At 63.4% G+C, this 19,553-nt stretch carries 17 protein-coding genes and 4 tRNA genes; 11 read left to right on the forward strand and 10 right to left on the reverse strand.

Annotation, left to right across the window (positions count from 1 at the left end; translation table 11 throughout):
- Positions 1-76: 76 nt before the first annotated feature.
- Genes dprE2 through CAFEL_RS00450 form a run of 3 tightly spaced genes read right to left on the reverse strand, consistent with a single transcriptional unit; the run spans position 77 to position 2,509 of the window.
- Entirely contained in the window at positions 77-841 is a 765-nt protein-coding gene (gene dprE2 / locus CAFEL_RS00440; RefSeq protein ID WP_194560002.1) for a decaprenylphospho-beta-D-erythro-pentofuranosid-2-ulose 2-reductase, read from the reverse strand.
- A gap of 12 nt (positions 842-853) precedes the next feature.
- Positions 854-2,251 (reverse strand): decaprenylphosphoryl-beta-D-ribose oxidase, encoded by a 1,398-nt coding sequence (gene dprE1 / locus CAFEL_RS00445; protein WP_194560003.1) that lies wholly within the window; start codon positions 2,249-2,251, stop codon positions 854-856.
- A 21-nt stretch (positions 2,252-2,272) separates the two neighbouring features.
- Positions 2,273-2,509 carry a hypothetical protein gene (locus CAFEL_RS00450; protein WP_194560004.1) on the reverse strand — a complete coding sequence of 79 codons (237 nt, stop codon included), beginning with the start codon at positions 2,507-2,509 and terminating at the stop codon, positions 2,273-2,275.
- A gap of 25 nt (positions 2,510-2,534) precedes the next feature.
- Here CAFEL_RS00450 and CAFEL_RS00455 point away from each other — a divergent pair, with 25 nt between their 5' ends.
- Positions 2,535-3,317, forward strand: a complete 783-nt coding sequence (locus CAFEL_RS00455; protein WP_194560005.1) for a hypothetical protein — start codon at positions 2,535-2,537, stop codon at positions 3,315-3,317.
- Positions 3,318-3,328: 11 nt separating this feature from the next.
- The gene (locus CAFEL_RS00460; RefSeq protein ID WP_194560006.1) at positions 3,329-3,757 is read left to right on the forward strand and encodes a GtrA family protein; all 429 of its coding nucleotides are present in this window, start codon (positions 3,329-3,331) and stop codon (positions 3,755-3,757) included.
- Here the strand turns inward: CAFEL_RS00460 and glfT1 are convergent.
- Complete coding sequence (gene glfT1, locus CAFEL_RS00465) at positions 3,744-4,646, reverse strand: galactofuranosyltransferase GlfT1 (protein ID WP_194560007.1); 903 nt, start codon at positions 4,644-4,646, stop codon at positions 3,744-3,746. The genes CAFEL_RS00460 and glfT1 overlap by 14 nt on opposite strands.
- Positions 4,647-4,700: 54 nt before the next feature.
- On the opposite strand from glfT1, the gene CAFEL_RS00470 reads away from it, so the two are divergent.
- A complete protein-coding gene (locus CAFEL_RS00470; protein ID WP_194560008.1) occupies positions 4,701-5,708 on the forward strand; it encodes a putative endonuclease domain-containing protein in 1,008 nt (335 codons plus the stop codon).
- Positions 5,709-5,795: 87 nt separating this feature from the next.
- On the opposite strand, the gene wzt is transcribed toward CAFEL_RS00470, so the two are convergent.
- Both wzt and wzm read right to left on the reverse strand, forming a co-directional pair.
- Positions 5,796-6,602, reverse strand: coding sequence for a galactan export ABC transporter ATP-binding subunit Wzt/RfbE (gene wzt, locus CAFEL_RS00475; RefSeq protein WP_194560009.1), 807 nt, complete (start codon positions 6,600-6,602; stop codon positions 5,796-5,798).
- Positions 6,603-6,619: 17 nt separating this feature from the next.
- Positions 6,620-7,531 (reverse strand): galactan export ABC transporter permease subunit Wzm/RfbD, encoded by a 912-nt coding sequence (gene wzm / locus CAFEL_RS00480; protein WP_394354791.1) that lies wholly within the window; start codon positions 7,529-7,531, stop codon positions 6,620-6,622.
- An 81-nt stretch (positions 7,532-7,612) separates the two neighbouring features.
- Between wzm and CAFEL_RS00485 the strand changes: the two genes are divergently transcribed.
- Positions 7,613-8,824 carry an aminotransferase class V-fold PLP-dependent enzyme gene (locus CAFEL_RS00485; protein WP_194560010.1) on the forward strand — a complete coding sequence of 404 codons (1,212 nt, stop codon included), beginning with the start codon at positions 7,613-7,615 and terminating at the stop codon, positions 8,822-8,824.
- Here CAFEL_RS00485 and CAFEL_RS00490 read toward each other — a convergent pair.
- Positions 8,821-9,756: an NAD(P)H-quinone oxidoreductase gene (locus tag CAFEL_RS00490; RefSeq protein ID WP_194560011.1), complete on the reverse strand. Its 936-nt coding sequence runs from the start codon at positions 9,754-9,756 to the stop codon at positions 8,821-8,823. The genes CAFEL_RS00485 and CAFEL_RS00490 overlap by 4 nt on opposite strands.
- Positions 9,757-9,886: 130 nt before the next feature.
- On the opposite strand from CAFEL_RS00490, the gene CAFEL_RS00495 reads away from it, so the two are divergent.
- Complete coding sequence (locus tag CAFEL_RS00495; RefSeq protein WP_194560012.1) at positions 9,887-10,033, forward strand: hypothetical protein; 147 nt, start codon at positions 9,887-9,889, stop codon at positions 10,031-10,033.
- An 85-nt stretch (positions 10,034-10,118) separates the two neighbouring features.
- Positions 10,119-10,206, forward strand: a tRNA-Ser gene (locus tag CAFEL_RS00500).
- Positions 10,207-11,310: 1,104 nt separating this feature from the next.
- Here CAFEL_RS00500 and CAFEL_RS00505 read toward each other — a convergent pair.
- The gene (locus tag CAFEL_RS00505; protein WP_194560013.1) at positions 11,311-11,883 is read right to left on the reverse strand and encodes a hypothetical protein; all 573 of its coding nucleotides are present in this window, start codon (positions 11,881-11,883) and stop codon (positions 11,311-11,313) included.
- A gap of 109 nt (positions 11,884-11,992) precedes the next feature.
- Between CAFEL_RS00505 and CAFEL_RS00510 the strand changes: the two genes are divergently transcribed.
- On the forward strand, positions 11,993-14,155 hold the full coding sequence (locus tag CAFEL_RS00510) for an SdrD B-like domain-containing protein (protein ID WP_194560014.1): 2,163 nt from the start codon (positions 11,993-11,995) through the stop codon (positions 14,153-14,155).
- Between the two features lie 66 nt (positions 14,156-14,221).
- Here the strand turns inward: CAFEL_RS00510 and CAFEL_RS00515 are convergent, their stop codons facing one another.
- The gene (locus CAFEL_RS00515; protein WP_194560015.1) at positions 14,222-14,719 is read right to left on the reverse strand and encodes a hypothetical protein; all 498 of its coding nucleotides are present in this window, start codon (positions 14,717-14,719) and stop codon (positions 14,222-14,224) included.
- Between the two features lie 85 nt (positions 14,720-14,804).
- Here CAFEL_RS00515 and CAFEL_RS00520 point away from each other — a divergent pair.
- Together CAFEL_RS00520 and CAFEL_RS00525 are read left to right on the forward strand one after the other, a co-directional pair.
- Positions 14,805-14,895: transfer RNA gene (locus tag CAFEL_RS00520), tRNA-Ser, on the forward strand.
- 2 nt (positions 14,896-14,897) lie between these two features.
- Positions 14,898-14,970 (forward strand) — tRNA-Arg (locus CAFEL_RS00525).
- Positions 14,971-15,169: 199 nt separating this feature from the next.
- Here the strand turns inward: CAFEL_RS00525 and CAFEL_RS00530 are convergent.
- Positions 15,170-17,644 carry a beta strand repeat-containing protein gene (locus CAFEL_RS00530; protein ID WP_194560016.1) on the reverse strand — a complete coding sequence of 825 codons (2,475 nt, stop codon included), beginning with the start codon at positions 17,642-17,644 and terminating at the stop codon, positions 15,170-15,172.
- Between the two features lie 138 nt (positions 17,645-17,782).
- Between CAFEL_RS00530 and mgtE the strand changes: the two genes are divergently transcribed.
- Both mgtE and CAFEL_RS00540 read left to right on the forward strand, forming a co-directional pair.
- Complete coding sequence (gene mgtE, locus CAFEL_RS00535) at positions 17,783-19,144, forward strand: magnesium transporter (RefSeq protein WP_290172063.1); 1,362 nt, start codon at positions 17,783-17,785, stop codon at positions 19,142-19,144.
- A gap of 98 nt (positions 19,145-19,242) precedes the next feature.
- A tRNA-Arg gene (locus tag CAFEL_RS00540) sits at positions 19,243-19,318 on the forward strand.
- Positions 19,319-19,553 lie beyond the last annotated feature (235 nt).

The following is a 19,553-nucleotide window of genomic DNA, read 5'->3' on the forward strand; positions in this document are numbered from 1 at the left end:
CTGACACTTTCAGGCAGAAAAAGTCAGCCGCGATCCGTCAGCGGGGACGGATCGCGGCTGAATTATGCGGGCAGTACTAGAAGCTCAGCTTGCTCATGATCGGCGCCGGGATGGCCTTCAGCACCAGGGAGATGGGGCCGAAGAGCTTGTGCACGAACACGGAGGGCTTTCCGGCCAGGGCGGCTTCGACGGCAGCCTCAGCCACGTCTTCCTTGTTCACGGTGAGCGGGGCTTCATCCAAGCCGTCGGTCATCTTGGTGCGCACCTGGCCGGGGCGGACCACCGTGACGGTCACGCCGTCGTCTTTCAGCGCCTCGCCGAGCTGCAGGTAGAACCCGTCGATGCCGGCCTTGGAGGCGCCGTAGACGAAGTTGGAGCGGCGCACGCGCTGGCCCGCCACGGACGACATCGCAATGATCGTGCCGTGGCCCTGGCGCTTCATGTGCTGGCCCAAAAGCACGCCGACGGACATCGGGGCGGTGAAGTTCGTCTGCGCGGACGCGACTGCCGCCGCCTGGTCTTGCCAGAGCTGCTCCTGGTCGCCGAGGGTGCCGAAGGCGACCACAGCGACATCGACGTCGCCGTCCTCGAACGCCGCGTCGAGCACGGCCGGGTGGGAGGCGAAATCGAGGGCGTCGAAGTCCACGAGGCGCACGTGGCCTGCGCCGGCTTGTTGGACGACCGAGATCGCGCCGTCGATACGCGGGGAGTCCTTGCGCGCACACAGGGTGACGGTGGGGTTGCCGCCGCGGGAGGCGAGCTCGGCGACGATGGCGAGGCCGATCTCGCTGGTGCCGCCGAGGAGCAGGATGTGCTGGGCTTGGCCTACTGCATTCAACATGGTCGGTTCTCCTTAGTTCAGCTCGAGTCGGCGGGACATGTCGGACGCGAACACGCCGGTCGGGTCGATTTCGCGGCGGGTCTTCAGCCAGCCGGGCAGCTCCGGGTACATCTTGTGGAACTTCTCGGCGGAGGTGCGGGACTCCTTAGCCAGGTAGAGGCGGCCGCCGAACTGCATGACCTGGTCGTCCAGGCGGTCCAGGAATTCGTTGAGGCCCGGGCGGATTGGAAAGTCCACGCACACGTTCCAGCCCTTCATGGGGTAGGACAGCGGCGCCTGGTTGCCCTCGCCGAACAGCTTGAACACGTTCAGCGCGGTGTAGTGGCCGGAAGCCTGGATGTCGTAGATGATGTCCTTGAACGGCTCGACGGCGTCGGTGGGCACGACGAACTGGTACTGCAGGAATCCCTTCGATCCGTAGCCGCGGTTCCACTCGCCGATCAGGTCCAGCGGCTGGTAGAACTGCGTGAGGTTCAGTACCTGGTTACGCGCGGGTTTGCCCATGAAGTAGTACGCCTCGCCGATGGCCATCAGCGACAGCTTGTTCATGGTCCAGGACGGGAAGATGTCCGGCACCGTCATCAGCTGCGGGGCGTTGAACTTCAGCGGGTCCTTCGCCAGCTTCGGGGCGAACTCCTTGAGCTGGTCCAGGGTGGCCAAGGAGCCACGGGAGATGGTGGAACGGCCGGTCTTCGGCGGCGCGGAGATGGCGTCGAACCAGGCCGAGGAGTAGGTGTAGTTCACCTCGGAGCCGTCGGAGTGGGCCGCGATCGTTTCATCGAGGGTGTCGGTGCGGTCGGTGTCCGCGATGAAGTACGCGGTTTCCGTGAACGTCATCTGGATGCGGGCGCGCAGGATGATGCCGGTCAGGCCCATGCCGCCGACGGTGGCCCAGAACAGCTCGGCCGTTTCGCCGGTCGGCTCGAGGTGCAGCACGCGGCCGTCCGCGACCAGCAGCTCCATGGACAGTACGTGGTCGCCGAAGGAGCCTGCGGAGTGGTGGTTCTTGCCGTGGATGTCCGGGCCGATGGCGCCGCCGATGGTGACCTGGCGGGTGCCGGGCAGCACTGGGACCCACAGGCCGTAGGGCAGCGCGGCCTTCATCAGCTGGTCCAGGGTCACGCCGCCGTCCACGTCGACGATGCCGGTGTCCGGGTCGATGGAGTGGATGCGGTTCAGCGGCGTCATATCCACGACGAGGCCGCCGCCGTTTTGGGCGGGGTCGCCGTAGGAGCGGCCCATGCCGCGGGCGATGACACCGCGGCGCTTATGCTCCGGAAGCTCGGAGTTTTCGTCGGCCACCTGCTTGACCGCCTGGGCGATCGTGTCAACGTCGGCGGTGGACAACACCTGTGCGGTAGAGGGGGCGGTACGGCCCCAGCCGTAGAGGGATTGGGTTGTCAGTTCCATGCCCACAACACTACCGCCGGACTACAGATCCATGATGCTACGAATCTCCGCGGGGAGCTCTTCTTGGCTGGAAATCACAGGTTTGCCGGCGGCCTTGTGCTCGCGCAGGATCTCGTAGATGCGGGTGCGTCCCTTGGAGTCCACGAAGGGCAGTTCTTCCGCCATGAGGCGGACCATGAAGTCGGATAACGGAGCGTCGATACGCTGTGCTGCCTCGTGGATCGCGTGCGGGTCGTCGCCTTTGTAATGCTTCCTCATGGAAAGAAAGCCTATATTGGGCGCCATGTCCAGCACCCTCTACCGCTCAGACCACCTCGCGCCGGTGATCCGCCTCACCGAGCGCCGGGCTGGTGCGACGCTGCTTGTGCGCGTTGGGCTGGTCTCCGATGACGTTGTGTACCGGTGGGTGGGCATCGACGAGGACGCGACCATCGCGGATTGCTGCGAGATCGTGGGGGAGGTCTTCGGCGTCGAGGGTGTGGGTGCGGATGCGCCACAGGGGCGTTTGCTTTGCGACGTTCTAAAGTCCCCCGGCGATTCCACCCACTTTTCCCACGGCTTGTGGTCCTTTGAAATGCAGTTGGCCAACGTGTACCCGCGCGACGAGTCCACGCCACCGTCCGTGTGCGTGGCGGGCTCCGGGTCGTTCGGCGCGGCGCCCTTCGACATCCGTACAGTCAACGCCCGGTTGATGGGAGAGGTCGAGGTGCCGGGCCTGCGCGCCGAGGTGCGCGAGTTCATGGCGCGTGCCCGCGGGCACGACTTCGCCCCGTTGATGCATGCGCTGGATGTGGGGACGGGGAAGCGGATAGCGGCGCTTCCGGTGGAGTCCGGGCGGTTGGAAAGGGACGCCTTCTGGTCCCTGGTCTTCGCGCTGACCTGCTGCGCGGGCGGGGAGACCGCGCACATCGCCGAGAGCATCTTCGCCTCGCTGGGGCACGGGGATTTGGGCATCGGGGAGATTCGGGCGCTGTGCGCGGAATCGCTCGCTGAGCTGGACGCAATCGGCGGGGAAAGGACCCCGGCGGAGATGCTGGATATCTACCGCCAGCTCATGCGCGGGTAGGGTATTCGCCCGTGGCTTCAAGTTCTACCCTGAAACAGCAGCTCGTGCCCTTCCTCTTGGTCGGCGTGGGCTGCGCAGTCATCGACTTCGGCATCACCCACAGCCTCGACGAATTCATGGGGGTGCAGCGCGACCTTGCCAAGGCCGTGGGCTGGGTGTTCGGCACGCTCGCCGCGTACGTGCTCAACTCCAAGTTCTCCTTCCAATCCAAGATCAACGCGAAGAAGGCCGGGGCGGTCTTCGTGCTCTACGCGGTGACCTTTGCGGTGCAGATGGTGCTGTGGCGCGTGACGGACTCGCCGCTGACGTCGCTGGGCCTGGTCAACCCGTGGAAGAACGTCGTGTCCTTTGTCATCGCCCAGGGCGTGGCCACCGTGGTCAACTTTGAGCTGCAGCGGCACCTGATCTTCCGCGAAGCCAAGAAAACTATGGCCGCCTAAAGTCCTCTTTCGCCCCGCGGCGCAGCAGCTTCAGCCACTGGTAGAAGCCCTTCGGGTCCTTCTTCTCCAGCAGGAAGAACCAGCCGAAGCGGACCACCTCCTGCAGCTGCATCTTCTTCATGCCGCGCTGGTTAATGATGTAGCCGCGGTTGCGGTACGTGAAATACCGCTTGGTGGGGTTGTCGGGGAACTGCGCGTGCGCGCGACCGCCCATGATCGGGTGGAACTCGCCCGAGCCGTCCGGGTGCAGATAGAACGTGGTCAACGCCGTGCCGTAGGGGAGGCCGGATTGTGCCAGGCGACGGTGGTACTCCACCTCGTCGCCCCGGATGAACAGGCGGTAATCCGGCACGCCGATGCGCTCCATCGCCTCCGCCGAGATCAGCGCGCCATTGAACAGGCTCGCGTACTGGGGCAAAAAGTCGCCTTCGAGCTCATTTACGCGGCGGTGCCAGGTGGTGCCCTGCCTCAACGGGAACGCCAGCTTCTCCGGGTCGTCGATGTTGGCCACCACCGGGGAAACCTCCGCCAGCTGGTGCTTTACTGCGACCCGATACAGCTCTTTGAGCACGTGCTCGTCCTTCGGGCGGCCGTCGTCGTCCGCGCACCAGATGGCGTCCGCGCCGAGTGCCAGGGCGTGCAGGAATCCGTAGGCGAACCCGCCTGCGCCGCCCAGGTTGGTTTTGGATGGGAGGTAGACGGCGCGGTCGGCCGCGAGGTCGTCGAGAAGCTCCTGCACCTCGTCTTGCGCCCCGTTGTCCACCACAATCACCCAATCCACCGGATGCGTCTGGTTGACCACCTGCTCCAACGAGTGTTTCAGCAGGTCAACGCGGCGGTGGGTGACAATCACGGCGGCGGTCGTGCCGTTCGGATTCAACGCAGTCATGCCTTTTATTGTGCCCGAGGGATCCAAACGCGCATTCTTCACGTCTAAGTAGGCATGGTGAATTTGTATGACGGGATGAATGTGAACTTCGAAGCGCGCCTCCTTGCCGCGGCCGACCGGGTAGCAGGCACGCAGTACAGGCAGGTGACGAAGCAGTGGTTCTTGTCGGCGGACCATTGCCGGAAGGACTGGCAGGTGGAGCTGTGCGCTCGCAGCCACCCGCGCCGGGTGCTGTACTGGGCCCCTGCGGCGGCGCGTGCTGCGGCCCACGCTGTGGAGCGGCCCGGGTCGGTGGTCGGCGGATTCTCGGCGCTAGCGCTGTACGGAATGCCGTTTTTGGTGGAGGGGGCGGACACGCTGTTGTTCTCCGCCACGGCGAAGAACCAGGTGGGCGGGACGCGCACACCGACGGTACGTCGGCCCAGCGCGAGGCCTGGAAGCGTGTGGTCCTTGAGCCATCGCGGAGTAACGCTTCGGGCGGCCGCGCCCGCCGACGCTGTTGTGCAGGCGCTGAAGGAGATCCGGCGCGGCGGGCATCGGTGGGCGACGGTAGCTGTCGAAGGTTTCACGGCCGAGGAGGTGATGGCCATCCAGCTCGTGGACTGCGCCCGCCGGTTCCTTGGTGTGCAGTTGCCGCACATCCGGGCGGCGGCTGCGCAGAAGATTAACGTGGAATGGCTCAACCGTGTGCTCGAAAACAGCAGCGTGTTAGCGGATTCGCCAAAAGAGACCGAGATGCGCCTGTTGGTCACGGCGCTTGCTGCCCGCTACGGGTGCACTGTTCAGGAGCAGGTCCCGTTCATCGTCGACGGCGTCATAGTCACCGTATTCGACCTGGCCATTCCGGAGCTGAAGATTGCCATCATGTACGACGGTGTCCACCACGGGGACCGGAAGCAGCGGAACAAGGACTCCTCGATAAACCTGCAGATGATCCGCGGCGGATGGACCCCCGCCCGGTGCGCCTCAGACACAATGTTTGAGTGCCTCGGGCTCGTCGAGGACCTACTCCGGGAAATGAATTCACTGCACACTCCCGGCCACGTGAACAAATCCGGGTAGACGACGTTTTTACCTGGGAGTTGTGAACAAACCCCGGTGCTTTTCCGGGATTGATTCATCTGCTAGTGAATAAATCCCGGGAGGGGGCTAGGGCTTCTCGACGTCACCGTCACCGTGGAAGCGCTCCACCAGCTCCGCGACGTACTCGCCGGTCTCGGGGCCCTCGTACGCGCCCACGACGTCGGCGACCAGGCCGGCCTCGCGGATCTCGCCCTTGTCCACCCACAGGGCGGTGTTGCACAGCTGGGCCAAAAAGTCGTTGGAGTGGGAGGCGAAGACCAGGATGCCGGACTTTTTCACCATCTCTGCGAGCCGGACGCGGGCTTTGGCCATGAAGGCGGCGTCGACGGCGCCGATGCCCTCGTCCAACAGCAAGATCTCCGGCTCGATGGAGGTGACCACGCCCAGCGCCAGGCGGACGCGCATGCCGGTGGAGTAGGTGCGAAGGGGCATGTTGAGGTAGTCGCCGAGCTCGGAAAACTCGGCGATTTCGTCCATCTTCGCCTTCATCTGCTTGCGCGTCTGGCCCAGGAACAACCCGCGGATGATGATGTTTTCGTAGCCGGAGATCTCCGGGTCCATGCCCACGCCCAGGTCGAAGACGGGCGCGACGCGGCCGCGCACGTCGGCGACGCCGCGGGTGGGCTCGTAGATACCGGACAGCAGGCGCAGAAGGGTGGACTTGCCGGCGCCGTTGTGGCCGACCAGGCCGACGCGGTCGCCTTCCCTCAAATGAAGGTTGATGTCGCGCAGCGCCTCCACGACCACGGTGTTGGAGGCGTTCTGGCCGATCTTGCCGCCCGCGGAGGACATCATGGCCTTCTTCAGGGAGCGGGATTTGGCATCGAAGATGGGGAAGTCGACGCAGGCGTTGTAGGTGTCAATGGAAACCATGTGAAACTCCTAACCTCCTAAACCCAGTACGGCACGCGGAAGCGCCAGCGCTTCATGGCCAGCAGGGTGATCAGGACGCCGACAACGGTGCAGGCGAGGACGATGCCCCAGTGGTAGGCGGCCAACGGTTCGTCGATAAGCGGGGCGCGCACGATCTCGAGGTAGTGGTAGAGGGGGTTGACCTCGGCGAGCATGGCCCGCTGCGCGACCTCGCCGCCTTGGTCCTTGAGGGTGCGGGTGGTCCAGACGATCGGGGTGACGTAGAAGAGGAGCTGCACCAGGGCCTCGAGAAGCGGGGCGACGTCGCGGAAGCGGGTGGCCACCATGCCGAAGAACATCGCCACCCACACGCCGTTGACCACAAGCAGCGCCAGACCGGGGATGAAGAGCAGCGTGTGCAGGGTCAGCGGGATGCGGAAGATCAGCACCAGCAGCAGCCAGATCACCATGTTGTGCGCCAAAAACAGCAGTTGGCGCCACACCAGGCGGTAGACGTGCACCGACAGGGCGGACGGGAGCTGTTTGATCAGGCCTTCGTTTTCGATGAAGACGTTCGCGCCGTCCTTGATGCAGCCGGAGAGGAAGCCCCAGACGATGAAGCCGACGGTGACGTGGGGGAGGAACTCAGCGACGTCGATCTGGAACAGCATGGAGTACAGAAGGCCCAGCGCCAGCGACATCACGCCGGTGGCGATGGTGATCCAGAGCGGGCCGAGGGTGGACCTCTTGTACCGCTGCTTGATGTCTTGCCACCCCAGTTGCAGCCAGAGTTCGTGCTGGCCCCAGCCGCGGATGAGGTCGTCGAACGCGCGCCGGAAGGTCCTGGACTTCGACGGCGGCGTGTCTTCGCCCGGAGGGCTGGTCATGCGGGCGACGTCTTGGCGCAGCTGATCTTCGTTGTGCACGCAGATCACCCTAGTGCACTGCATTTGCGCACCCGAGCTGGCGGTGTGCGCCGTGTCGGACGGGCGTGCATAATTGGGGCATTCTTGCCTGAAGGGAGGTCGGCCGTGGCGTATGACGTGTGGGGAGTGCGTGGACTCTACACATCGCTCGGTAGCGGCTGGACGTACCTGAACGCCCACACGCAGCCGCAGGTGCCGGAGAAGGTGGCGACGGCGGTCTCGCGAAGCTTCCGCAGCGCGGCGCTGGTGCCGCCGCCGGAGCCGGTGCTGGGATCGCACTCGAAGGAGGCCTTGGGCCAGCCGGAGGGCGTGCAGTACCCGGAGATGGCGCGGGTGGCCATCGCGGACCTGACCGGTGTGGCGGCGGACCAGGTGGTGCTGGGCCCGAGCGTGCCTGCGCTGTACTCGGCGCTGGTCAACGCGATGAAGCCGATGCTGCGCCGCAACTCCTCCGTGGTGCTGAACCCGCTGGACCGGCCGTATTTGAGCAAGCGTCTGCGGCGCGCCGGGCTGGATGAGACGTGGGCGCAGGCGGACCTGGCCACCGGTGATCTGCCGGCGTGGCAGTACAGCGAGATCGCGGACGGCTCCACCCGCCTGGTGTCCGTGCCGGCGGCGCACGCGGAGCTGGGCAACGTGGTGCGCGTCGCCGACATTGTGGAGGCGGTGCGGGCGAAGTCGAGGGCGTGGGTGCTTGTGGACGCCACCGCGTACGCCCCTTACCGGCCCGTTGACCTCGAGGCCTGGGGCGCGGACGTGGCCGCGGTGGACATCGCTCAGCTGGGCGGGCCGGACATCGCCGCGCTGATCTTCCGCGACACCGCCATGTTCAAGCGCCTGGACATGGACGCGCTGGACCTGGAGGTTTCTCAGGGCTTGGCGGGCGCGGTGCCGGCGGTGGTGGACCATTACGCCTCCTTGGTGGAGGGTTTCTCTGGCCGTGCGACCCGCCGCAACCGCCTGAAGTACTCCCTGGACGCGACCACCGCCTACCTCAACGGCCTGCGGGATGACCTGCACACGTTCTTGGGAACCCTGCCCGCCGTGCACATCGTCGGTGTGAGCGGCGAGGCGGCCGCGGACGCGCGGGTGGAGCGCATCCCGCGCCTGGCGTTCGGCGTGACGGGCGTGCCCAGCGAAACTGTGCTGCAGCGGCTGCTTGCCAACGGCATCGTGGCCACACAAACGTGCGCCACACCGCTTCTCGACGACATGGGCGTCGCTGACATGGGCGGCGCCGTGACCATCGCCATGTCGCCGTTTAACACCCAGAACGACATTGAGCAGCTGGTGCGGACGGTGGCGTCTCTGGCTTAGAGAACCAGGAGGACCTTCCCGGTGTTGTCGCCGGAATCCAGGTGCTCGTGGGCCAGCTTGGCGTCCTCAAGCGGGAAGCGCGCGGAGATGTTCGGGGTGATCTTCCCGGCCTCGATGAGCGGCCACACATTTTCCACCGTGGAGGCGACAATGGCCGCCTTCATCGGCCGTGGGCGGGCGCGCAGGGTGGTGGCGGTGACGGACAGGCGCCGCGGCATCATCCGGCCCAGTGACAGGGTGCCCTTCGGCCCGCCCTGCACCGCGATGACGATGAGGTGCCCGTCGGTGTTCAGCGTCTTGATGTTCTGCTCCAGGTACGGCCCGCCGACCACGTCCAGGATCGCGTCCGCCCACCCGGGCAGCTCCTCGGCGAAGTCCTGCTCCTTGTAGTTGATCAGGATGTCGGCGCCAAGCTCCTTGCAGTAGTCGAGCTTTTCCTGGCTGCCGGCGGTGACGGCCACCTCGCAGCCGAGCGCCTTGCACATCTGGATGGCAAAGGAGCCGATGCCGCCCGCGCCGCCGTGGATGAGCACGCGGTCGCCCTCCTTGATGCCGGCGATCATGCCCAGGTTCGACCACACCGTGCACGCCACCTCGACCACGCCGGCGGTCTCCTCGACAGTCAGGCCCTTTGGGATGGGTGTGAGCTGTCCTTCCGGGACAGTGACGTATTCGGCGTACCCGCCGCCAGCGAGCAGGCAGCCGACCTCCTCGCCTTCCTTTCGACCAGTCGTGCCCGGGTCTGTAATGATTCCCGCGCATTCCAGACCCATAATCTCGGACTCGCCCTTCGGCGGCGGGTACTTCCCGGCGGCTTGCATCAGGTCGCCGCGGTTCACGCCGGCGGCAACCACCTTGACTATGACTTCGCCGTCTTGCGGGGTGGGCCTTTGGGCGTCGTAAAGCATGAGCTCTTCATTGATTGCTTTCATGCGGCCCAGGGTAGCCAGTCGGAGGGTGTCATTTACAGTGATGAATTAATTACGCAAACAGACTGCGCACAGCTGACATGCGGGTTAAGCTACGGGTGTTCCGCTCGTTTCCTAATGTAAAGGAATCCTCATGATCTACACCATCCTCAGCCTCATGTCCTCCGCAGCCTTCATCTGGTCCATCCTTGAGGTGTTCACCGTCACCCAGCAGCGCCCGGGTATCTCCATCCCGGATGCGGCTCGCGTTGCAGCTGCGAAGTACGGCATCCACTTCTAATCGCTGCTACGAAGACGGGCCTCCGCCGAATGGTGGGGCCCGTTTTTACATGCTGTAAGGTGAACCCGTCGCTTTTCAGCGACTTGGAGACGTGGCAGAGCGGCCGAATGCACCGGTCTTGAAAACCGGCGAGGTTTATCCCTCCGCGGGTTCAAATCCCGCCGTCTCCGCCAACTACTTTTCGGGGGCCTTTGCTTAACGACGCCTTCCGGTTTCCCTCGCTTCCTTAAATGCAAATGAATTTATGGGAAGAGCCTAGGGGAGGACTTCTGGTCGGGTGTAAAGTCTCTGTCACTCCCGTTTTCTACGCTGGCGTGAAGCGGGAAAGCTAGTTTCAAAAAACATTACTCGCTGATGTGGAGGGCATGGATGAGCGAGAATAAACGACCAAACACGAGGAATAACCGCTGGTGGCGCAGCGTCGCTGCGGTAGTCAGCACAGTGGCGCTGGGCATCGGCGGGGTTGCGGTGCCGCCGGTAGCGGGGGCGTACATCCAGGACGATTCGCTTTCGCAACCGCATGGCGACGACCTTGGTGCGAAGCCGGCTACTTCGATCTCAGTTAGCCCTGAGAAGGTGAATGTTCAGCCAGGCGACACCTTCGACATGGAAGTGCGTGTGGACTCTGAGGTGCCCCATCCAGAGAGTGCTGCCGGGGCATATGGTAAATCGGATGCGACTGCGTTGATCGTAGAACTGCAACTAGACAAAAGGTTCACGGTGGACCCTTCCGAAGCGGTGTTTAAGTGGAACGATGGGCAAACCCGCGAGTTGGCAAATTTGAGTAAAGAAGACTCCGCGACGACTCAATCGTTTTTGTTTGAGTTCGATCAAAAAGCGTCCTTGGGAGCGAATCCTGGCTTCACGCTAACCCTGCCGGTAACTGTCTCGGAAACTGCCGAACAGGGAGACGAGATAGATGTCACTGTGGCATCTCAAGTTGTTATCCGCCCAACGCTGGATTGGACCTACGGGGATTTTGGCCTAGAAGAGACAAACGACAAATGCGTTCAAAAAGCTGTAGGAGATCTTTGGTTTGACAATCCGGACCAATACGGCACTTGGCTCGCTGACCTGTGGTTAGGCTCTGACTCGCCCAACTTCTCGCTCGAAGGTGATCCTGTCTTCAAAGTGACGGGGCCGAAGGGTGAGGACTTAACGCAAGAGGTGTTCGCTTCAGCGGACTATCCGCAGTCGACCCTTGATCCGTCCGAGTCTCCGGAAATCTTCACAGGGGCGGATGGAACTACCTTCGAGAACTACCGTTGGCTTCGTCGTTACGAGTGGCGTCTTAATGAGAAGGCCTTTTCGGGAGACATCTGGATACCTGAAGGGTCCACAGTGCATGTCGAACAAAACATTCGATCCTCGCAGTGTGCGTTTTCCCCCGACGAGAAGTTCGGCGTGAAGATTGAGAGTCGCAACGCTCCGCTTTTCACAAATGCGGTAGACACGCTGAACGCGACTGTAGCTGAGGAGCCGGAGACACCTGAGGATCCGCCTGCAGAACCACCTGCGACAGTAACCGAATCCGTGACTGCGACCACGACTGTCACCACTGAATCAGTGACGGCTACGGTAACTCCGACGACGGTGACCACGACGCCGACGTCGACGGCACCGACGGAGGTGACCACGCCGACCTCGACGGCACCGACGGAGGTGACCACGCCGACGTCGACGGCACCGACGGAGGTGACCACGCCGACCTCGACGGCGCCAACGGAGGTGACCACGCCGACCTCGACGGCACCGACGGAGGTGACGACTCCGACCTCTACGGCTGGCACCGTTACCACCACAGTTGGGACCAAGACCGTCACGGCAACCACGACGCCGACGACCGTCACTACCACCCCTACTTCGACCGCACCGACGGTAACGGTCACTCCGACTGCTACGGCAGATTGTGACTGCGAACCCACGACCACTACCAAGACTGAAAAAGTCCCGGAACCGGTGCCAACCACAATTCACACCACCACGACTGCGGAAGCGCCGAAGCGCAGCTCCATCGGGGACAAGGTCTGGGAGGACACCAACGGTGACGGTAAGGAGGACCCGAATGAGAAGACGGGTGTCCCCAACGTGCCGGTGATAATCACGGACAAGGATGGCAATGAGATCACTCGTACGGTGACTGATGAGGATGGCAACTGGAAGGTTGACGTGGAGCCGGGCGAGTACACCGTCCGCTACGAGCCGGGCGAGCGCACTCCGAGCGACAAGGAGCAGGTTGAGCGCACTGTCATCATCGAGCCGGGCAAGGACAACCTCGACGTTGACCTCGGTGTTCTGCCGTCTGGTTCTGTTGGTGATCGTGTTTGGGTTGACGAGGACGGCGACGGTGAGCAGGGCGAGGACGAGAAGGGCCTTGAAAACGTTGTTGTGTTGGTGTCCCGTGAGGGTGAGCCAACGCGTTCTGCAGTCACCGATGCAAACGGTGATTGGAAGATTGAGGGTCTGAACCCGAATGTGGAGTACGACATCCGCTTTGTGAAGCCGGATGGCTGGGAGGTCACCGGTAAGGTTCCGGGTTCGGATGAGTCCGGTCTGGCTTCGAAGGTGACGGTGAAGCCGGGTGAGTACAACGACACTTACGACCTTGGTCTGAGGAAGCTCGATCCGGATTGCGATTGTGAGCCGGTGGAGCCGGGCACGATCGGTGATCGTGTGTGGGTTGATGAGAACGGTGACGGCAAGGAGGACCCGGATGAGAAGACGGGTGTTCCGAACGTGACTGTGATTGTGAAGGATCCGGAGGGCAACGAGGTCACTCGTACGGTGACCGATGACGACGGCAACTGGAAGGTTGACGTCGAGCCGGGCGACTACGTTGTTGAGTACGTTCCGGGTGGTCACACCCCGTCGCAGCCGGATCAGGTTAAGACCACTGTGGCGATCAAGCCGGGTGAGAAGCGCGACGACGTTGACCTCGGTGTTCTGCCGTCTGGTTCTGTTGGTGATCGTGTTTGGGTTGACGAGGACGGCGACGGTGAGCAGGGCGAGGACGAGAAGGGCCTCGAGAACGTCGTGGTGCTGGTGTCTCGCGAGGGTGAGCCGACACGTTCTGCAGTGACCGACGAGAACGGTGACTGGAAGATTGAGGGTCTGAACCCGAACGCTGAGTACGACATCCGCTTTATCAAGCCTGAGGGCTGGGAGGTCACCGGTAAGGTTCCGGGTTCGGGTGAGTCCGGTCTGGATTCCACGGTGACGGTGGATCCGGGTGAGTACAACGACACCTACGACCTTGGTCTGAAGAAGATCGATACGTGTCGCGAGTGTGAGCCGGTCAAACCGGGCACCATCGGCAACCGCGTGTGGATCGACCTCAACGGCAACGGCAAGCAAGACCCCAACGAGACTGAGGGTGTGCCTGACGTGACCGTGATCGTCCGCGATGCTGATGGCAATGAAGTCACCCGCACTGTCACCGACGAGGACGGTAACTGGAAGGTCAACGTTGAGCCGGGCGACTACGAGATTGAGTACCGCCCGCGCGACTGGAAGCCGACTGACCCGAAGCGCGTGACTCAGAAGGTCACTGTGGAAGAGGGCAAGGAGTACCTGGACCTCGACCTTGGCGTGCAGAAGCCGAAGCCGGGTGAGCCGACCCCGCCGACCGATGAGCCGCAGCCGGAGAAGGGCTCGTCTACTGAGACCCTGGATCGCTGTGTGGCTAACGCGGTGCGCTCTCCGCTGCTGTACCTGGTGCCGGTGGCGCTGCTGGGCGCGTTCGGCGGCGAGATTGCCCGTCCGTACATGGGCGCGATCAACGAGCAGGTCAACCAGATCAACGCGCAGTTCCAGGAGGCCATGCGCCGCAACAGCCCGGACTGGGGCCATGGCGGCCGTGGCGGTCGCGACAACGACCAGTTCGCTGAACTGCGAGGCCAGATCGATGCAGCGAACCGTCGTATCGCGGAGCTCGGCCAGGACCCGAACGTCCAGCGCTTCGGCACCGTCGCCGCTGGCATCATCGGACTGATCGCCGCGGGCGGCGTGCTCTACGACTGGTGCTCCAACGAGAAGGGTGAGGCTTTCACCTCCATCGGTGGCTCCTCCGCCAAGGAGTCCGGTGCGGAAGGCCGCCAGTCCTCCAGCAAGGACGCGGCATAACCGCTAAGTAACAGCGAAAACCGGCCAGGCTACCCGCCTGGCCGGTTTTTCTGTTGCTGACGTCGGTTAGACGATCTCGTCCGGGAAAAGCTCTGGCATGGTGTGGAATTGGCGGGTGCCCGGGAAGTCCGAAGGGACGTCGATAAGCAAATCCTTTGCTCGCTTCGTATCCGGGCGATTCTGGCCGGCGACGACCTGCACCTTCTCAATCGGGAACTCGCCGCGCAGCTGCACCACCGCGGAACCGTCGTTGCGGTACGCGAAGTTCTCGCCGAGCAGGCCGGCGACCTCCGAGACGGACTCGACGGAGCTGCCCAGATTGTCCGCGCGCCACGAACCCTCGAGATCGCCGAGGGGGACGCCGAGGAGGACGATGCCGTCCGCCGACTTAGCTAGCGCGGAGGTCTTCGGGGTGAAGTAGAACGGCACGGACGCGCTTTCGCCCACCAACGGGCCAGCAGTGAGCGAATCCAGGTTGGCCGGGAACCAAACTAAGTAATCAGACGGGTCATTTGAAGTATCGCGGGCGGCGAGGCCGGAGGTGAGCCAGGTGTGGATTTTCATGCGACCGAGTATACGGATTTCGCGCAGGGCGATCCGGGGTGTATTTGGACGCGCGGGGCCGACAGAGTAATGTGGAGCAAGGTCTGGAGATGTGCCAGAGTGGCCGAATGGGGCTCCCTGCTAAGGAGTTGCCCCCTTGACGGGGGCCGCAGGTTCAAATCCTGTCATCTCCGCCACCGCGCCCGTAGCTCAACGGATAGAGCATCTGACTACGGATCAGAAGGTTGGGGGTTCGAATCCCTCCGGGCGCACTCGTGTTTTTCGTGCGGAAATCCCTGCTTCGGCGGGGGTTTCGGCGTATGTGGGGTTTGGGGGCGAGTCCTGACAGATTACGGCGGGCGTTTGCGTCGACCTGGGGGTTCGAGGGCGCTCTGACAGATTCCGCCGCGATGTGTCGGGCGATATAGCGAAAAGCCCCGCCGGCTAGGGCGGGGCTGGGGTGCGACCGTGCTAGCTCTGGCGGGTTTCCACCACCGGGGCCGCGACGGTCTCGGCCGGCTTGTTGTTGCCGTTGCTGCTGCCGCCGACGGTGACATCAACGCCGTTGACGCTCGGGATGCAGGTGCGGACGGCTGCGGTGACCAGCAGGGCAGCGACGACGCCAACGGCCGCGCCACCAGCGGCGGTGAGCTGTGCGGGCTCGACGTTGAACTGACGGGCAGCGTCGTTGAATGCGCGCTCAGCTCGCTTGGCAGCCTCGTCGAGGCCCGGGACGTTAACCTGGCCGGCCAGCGCGAGCGGGATCAGTGCGACCAGCGGGAAACCCAGGCCCACCAGGGACGCGATGCAGCGCGGGTCGGATGAACCGCCGTCGATGCCGACGTTCGCGTCAACGAGGTGGTCGCCGTTCTGGCCCTGGCGCTTGCGGGAGGAGCCGACGCCCACCAAGCCGCCGTTGGCGTTGCCAGTGACGAGCACCTCCGGATTTGCGTTGCCGGTTGCGACCACGCTGTTGTTCGACCCGTTGTTGTTGCCGATGTTCGACGGGTTCGCATTGTCAGTGATGACCACGGTCGGGTTGGCGTTGTTGGTCACCACTGCGGAGTTGTTCGAGCCAGCGTCGCGCAGGTTGTCGTTGGCGTTGTTGGTGACGACGGCGCTGTTGTTGGAGCCGGCGTCGCGAAGGTTGTCGTTGGCGTTGTCGGTGATGACTACCGTCGGGTTGGCGTTGTTGGTGACCACGGCGCTGTTGTTTGAGCCGTTGTCGTTGGCGTTGCCCGTGACGACCACCGTCGGGTTGGCGTTGTTGGTCACCACAGCAGAGTTGTTCGAGCCGTTGTCGTTCGCGTTGCCCGTGACGACAACCGTCGGGTTCGCATTGTTGGTGACCACGGCGGAGTTGTTGGAACCGTTGTCGTTCGCATTGCCGGTGACGACGGCGCTGTTGTTCGAGCCGTTGTCGTTCGCGTTGCCCGTGACGACAGGGTTCGCGTTGTTGGTGACGACGGCGGAGTTGTTGGACCCGTTGTCGTTCGCGTTACCGGTGACGACAGGGTTGGCGTTGTTGGTGACGACGGCGGAGTTGTTGGAACCGTTGTCGTTCGCGTTACCGGTGACGACAGGGTTCGCGTTGCCGGTAATGACCGGGTTCGCGTTGCCCGTGATGACCGGATTGGCGTTACCCGTGACAACAGGGTTCGCGTTGTCAGTCACCACAACGGAGTTGTTGGAACCGTTCTCGCGCAGGTTGTCGTTCACGTTGCCCGTGATGACTACGGACGGGTTGGCATTGCCAGTGATCACCGGGTTGGCATTGCCGGTGATGACCACCGTCGGGTTGGCGTTGTTGGACAGGTTGTCCTTGATCTCAACCGTCGGGTTGGCGTTGTTTGTGATCACCACGGACGGGTTGCCGTTGTTGGACAGGTTGTCCCGCGGGTTGACGTTGTCGGTGATGACCACGTTCGGGCTGCCGTTGTTGTTGCCGATGTTGGACGGGTTCGCGTTGTTGGTGATCACAACGTTGATCAAGCGTCCGGCACCGCCGCCGCTGATTCCACCCTCACCGCCGCTGGTTCCACCCTCACCGCCGCCGGTTCCGCCCTCGCTACCGCCGTTTCCGCTTCCGGTGAGGCCACCGATGATGTCGCCCAGGCCGCCGAGTAGAGCGCCACCGGTACCGGCACCGACCAGGCTGCCCAGGATCGGCCCGAGGATGCTAGCGACGGTGCCTGCAGTTTCTGCAGGTGTCTTTGACGGGTTCTTGGCCGCAATCTTTAGAGTGGCCTCGAACTTGTCAGTTCCGTCGTTCACCTCAATTGGAAGGTCGAAGTCGCCCTCCTTGAACGTGGTTGGTGGGGTGACGCGGACGGTGGTGCCGTCGTTGGAGACGGACCAGCCAGTCGGCAGAGCGGCGCCGCTCTTAGACACGCTGACGCCCTCCGGCAGGGTGATTCCCTCGACGGACTGCGCTGACGTGGACTTCTCAAAGTCCATCGGGTAGCGGGAGGTCAGCTGGTTTTCCCATTCGGCGCCCGGGCGCTCGTCGATGATGTTGACGCGCAGCGTCGTGTCAAAGGTCTCGCCGGCGGCGGTGGTCACGCGCACCGGGATGTCCTTCTTACCTGCGTCAAAGGCGGCGGTGGACTTCGGACGGATTAGGGTCAGCGTGCCGTCGTTGTTGTTGAAGCCCCAGTTGAAGATGGTGTTCGTGCGCGGTGCGACGGTGTCGCCGGGCTGAAGCTGCAGCCCTTTGACTACAGCTTCATCGGCGTTCCAGAAGTTTGCGGTGTCAAAGCGCTGCTCGAAGGTGGCGGCAGAGGTGCCTTCGCTTGTCGACGGCTGCTCCGCCGGCGCCGGTTCAGCATCACTCGTCGGCGTGGTTGTCTCCTGGGCTTGGACAGGGGAGACAAGCGGTGCCACGAGGGCAAGGGACAGGGCGCCCGCCGCGATGACGGTACGGCGGGAACGTACGGACTTTGCCATGGTGGCTCCTTTAAAGGGGTCAGCGGATTATCAGCAGCATATGACGCGTATCGCAGATCACGCGTAGATTTTTGCATACATTTGGCAAGAATGAACGCGCCAGCGACAAAAAACTTTCCGGGTGGGTACCCTCACCGTGTGACTACGGCCAACGCGGCGGCGATCACGCACCTGGAAAAACAGCTCAACCGGCACCGGCTGGACTCCGGCGACCTGGACGGCCTCCACGAGGAGCTGGCAGAAATCCCGTTGCACGATGTGGTGCACGTGGTGGAGCGGCAGCCGTCGAAACGCGGCGCTGTGCTCATCCGCCTGCTGCCGCCAGAGCGTGCCGCGGCGGCTTTCGACGCGCTGGATCCCGCCCACCAGGCGGAGATCGTGGAGGCGCTCGGGCGTGAAGACGTCGCCGGGCTGTTCAGCGCGCTGGGCGCCGAGGACCGCGTGCGCATGCTGGACAACATGCCCGCGGAGATCGCGGAGCGGTTCCTGGGGGATCTGGACGAGGACGCGCGTGCGGACACCAACCTCATTCTCGGCTACGAGAAGGGCTCGGTCGGCCGTGCGATGAGCCCCAATGTGGCGGCGGTTGGTCCGGGTGAGGGGGTGCGGGACGTCGTCGACAAGCTCAGGGCTCAGGCGGATGACTTTGAGACCGTCTACACCATCGCAGTGGTGGATCCGGAGCGCACGCTGTGCGGCGTGGTGTGGCTTCGCGACCTGTTCAGGGCGGCGCCGGACGCCCGAGTCGGCGATGTGATGCGGGAGCGCCCGGCGGTGCAGGTCAGCGACGACGCCGAGGACGCCGCCCGCCGCCTGCTTTCATCCGGCCAGCTCGCGTTTCCGGTGGTCGACGACGGCAACCGTCTCATGGGCATCTTCACCTTCGACGAGGCCCAAGACATCGTGGAGCACGCCGACAGCGAGGACACCGCGCGCCAGGGCGGCTCCGAGTCCCTGAAGCAGCCGTACCTGTCCACCCCGGTGCTCAAGCTGGTGCGCTCGCGCATTGTGTGGCTGCTGGTGCTGGCACTCTCCGCGATCCTGACGGTGCAGGTTCTCGGCGTGTTTGAGGGCACGCTCGCGCAGGTGACCGTGCTGTCGCTGTTCATCCCGCTGCTCACCGGAACCGGCGGCAACACTGGCAACCAAGCGGCCACGACGGTGACAAGGGCACTCGCGCTTCACGACATCACCAAAGGCGACATCCTGAAAGTCATGTGGCGCGAACTGCGCGTCGGCGCGACCCTCGGAGCAGTGCTCGGGGTGCTCGGATTGGCCATCGCGTGGGCCGTTTTCGGCCAAGACATCGGAATAGTGATAGGAAGCACACTCTTTTGCGTCTGCGCTATGTCCGCGACCGTCGGCGGCATGATGCCGATCGTGGCGAAGACCGTCGGCGCGGACCCCGCGGTGTTTTCCAACCCGTTCATCTCCACCTTCTGCGACGCGACCGGTCTGGTGATCTACTTCGCCATTGCCAAGGCGGTACTCGGCTTGTAGGTGGGGTGTTGTTTGCCGGTTTGAGCTGCGGTTTTGGTGGTGAGTTCACCCGGGTGTAATGTTCTTCTTCGTTGTCCACACGGCAACGAACTGAATACGCGCCCGTAGCTCAACGGATAGAGCATCTGACTACGGATCAGAAGGTTGGGGGTTCGAATCCCTCCGGGCGCACCATCTGTTTGAACGCCCCGAGCATCCCGCTCGGGGCGTTTTCATTTCTCTCAGGTTTCGGTAGCACCTAAGCGTTCATTATTAGGAACTTCAGAAAACCGTTTGAATCTGAAAAAGGCCTGATTAACTGCCCTTTCAGGGTTGCCACTTGCTTGAAAGCAGCTGTCCAAATTGGTAGGTTTTACGGCAGTTCCGCGGGAGAAGTGTGTTCTATGTACTTCTTCCTCGAATTTCTCCC

This window comes from Corynebacterium afermentans subsp. lipophilum (assembly GCF_030408375.1).
Classification (GTDB): domain Bacteria; phylum Actinomycetota; class Actinomycetes; order Mycobacteriales; family Mycobacteriaceae; genus Corynebacterium; species Corynebacterium lipophilum.

Bases quoted from the DNA above. Each gene is read 5' to 3' on its own strand.
- dprE2 (WP_194560002.1), bottom strand. From the start codon at position 841: ATGTTGAATGCAGTAGGCCAAGCCCAGCACATCCTGCTCCTCGGCGGC.
- dprE1 (WP_194560003.1), bottom strand. From the start codon at position 2,251: ATGGAACTGACAACCCAATCCCTCTACGGCTGGGGCCGTACCGCCCCC.
- CAFEL_RS00450 (WP_194560004.1), bottom strand. From the start codon at position 2,509: ATGAGGAAGCATTACAAAGGCGACGACCCGCACGCGATCCACGAGGCA.
- CAFEL_RS00455 (WP_194560005.1), top strand. From the start codon at position 2,535: ATGTCCAGCACCCTCTACCGCTCAGACCACCTCGCGCCGGTGATCCGC.
- glfT1 (WP_194560007.1), bottom strand. From the start codon at position 4,646: ATGACTGCGTTGAATCCGAACGGCACGACCGCCGCCGTGATTGTCACC.
- CAFEL_RS00470 (WP_194560008.1), top strand. From the start codon at position 4,701: ATGGTGAATTTGTATGACGGGATGAATGTGAACTTCGAAGCGCGCCTC.
- wzt (WP_194560009.1), bottom strand. From the start codon at position 6,602: ATGGTTTCCATTGACACCTACAACGCCTGCGTCGACTTCCCCATCTTC.
- wzm (WP_394354791.1), bottom strand. From the start codon at position 7,531: ATGCAGTGCACTAGGGTGATCTGCGTGCACAACGAAGATCAGCTGCGC.
- CAFEL_RS00490 (WP_194560011.1), bottom strand. From the start codon at position 9,756: ATGAAAGCAATCAATGAAGAGCTCATGCTTTACGACGCCCAAAGGCCC.
- CAFEL_RS00495 (WP_194560012.1), top strand. From the start codon at position 9,887: ATGATCTACACCATCCTCAGCCTCATGTCCTCCGCAGCCTTCATCTGG.
- CAFEL_RS00515 (WP_194560015.1), bottom strand. From the start codon at position 14,719: ATGAAAATCCACACCTGGCTCACCTCCGGCCTCGCCGCCCGCGATACT.
- CAFEL_RS00530 (WP_194560016.1), bottom strand. From the start codon at position 17,644: ATGGCAAAGTCCGTACGTTCCCGCCGTACCGTCATCGCGGCGGGCGCC.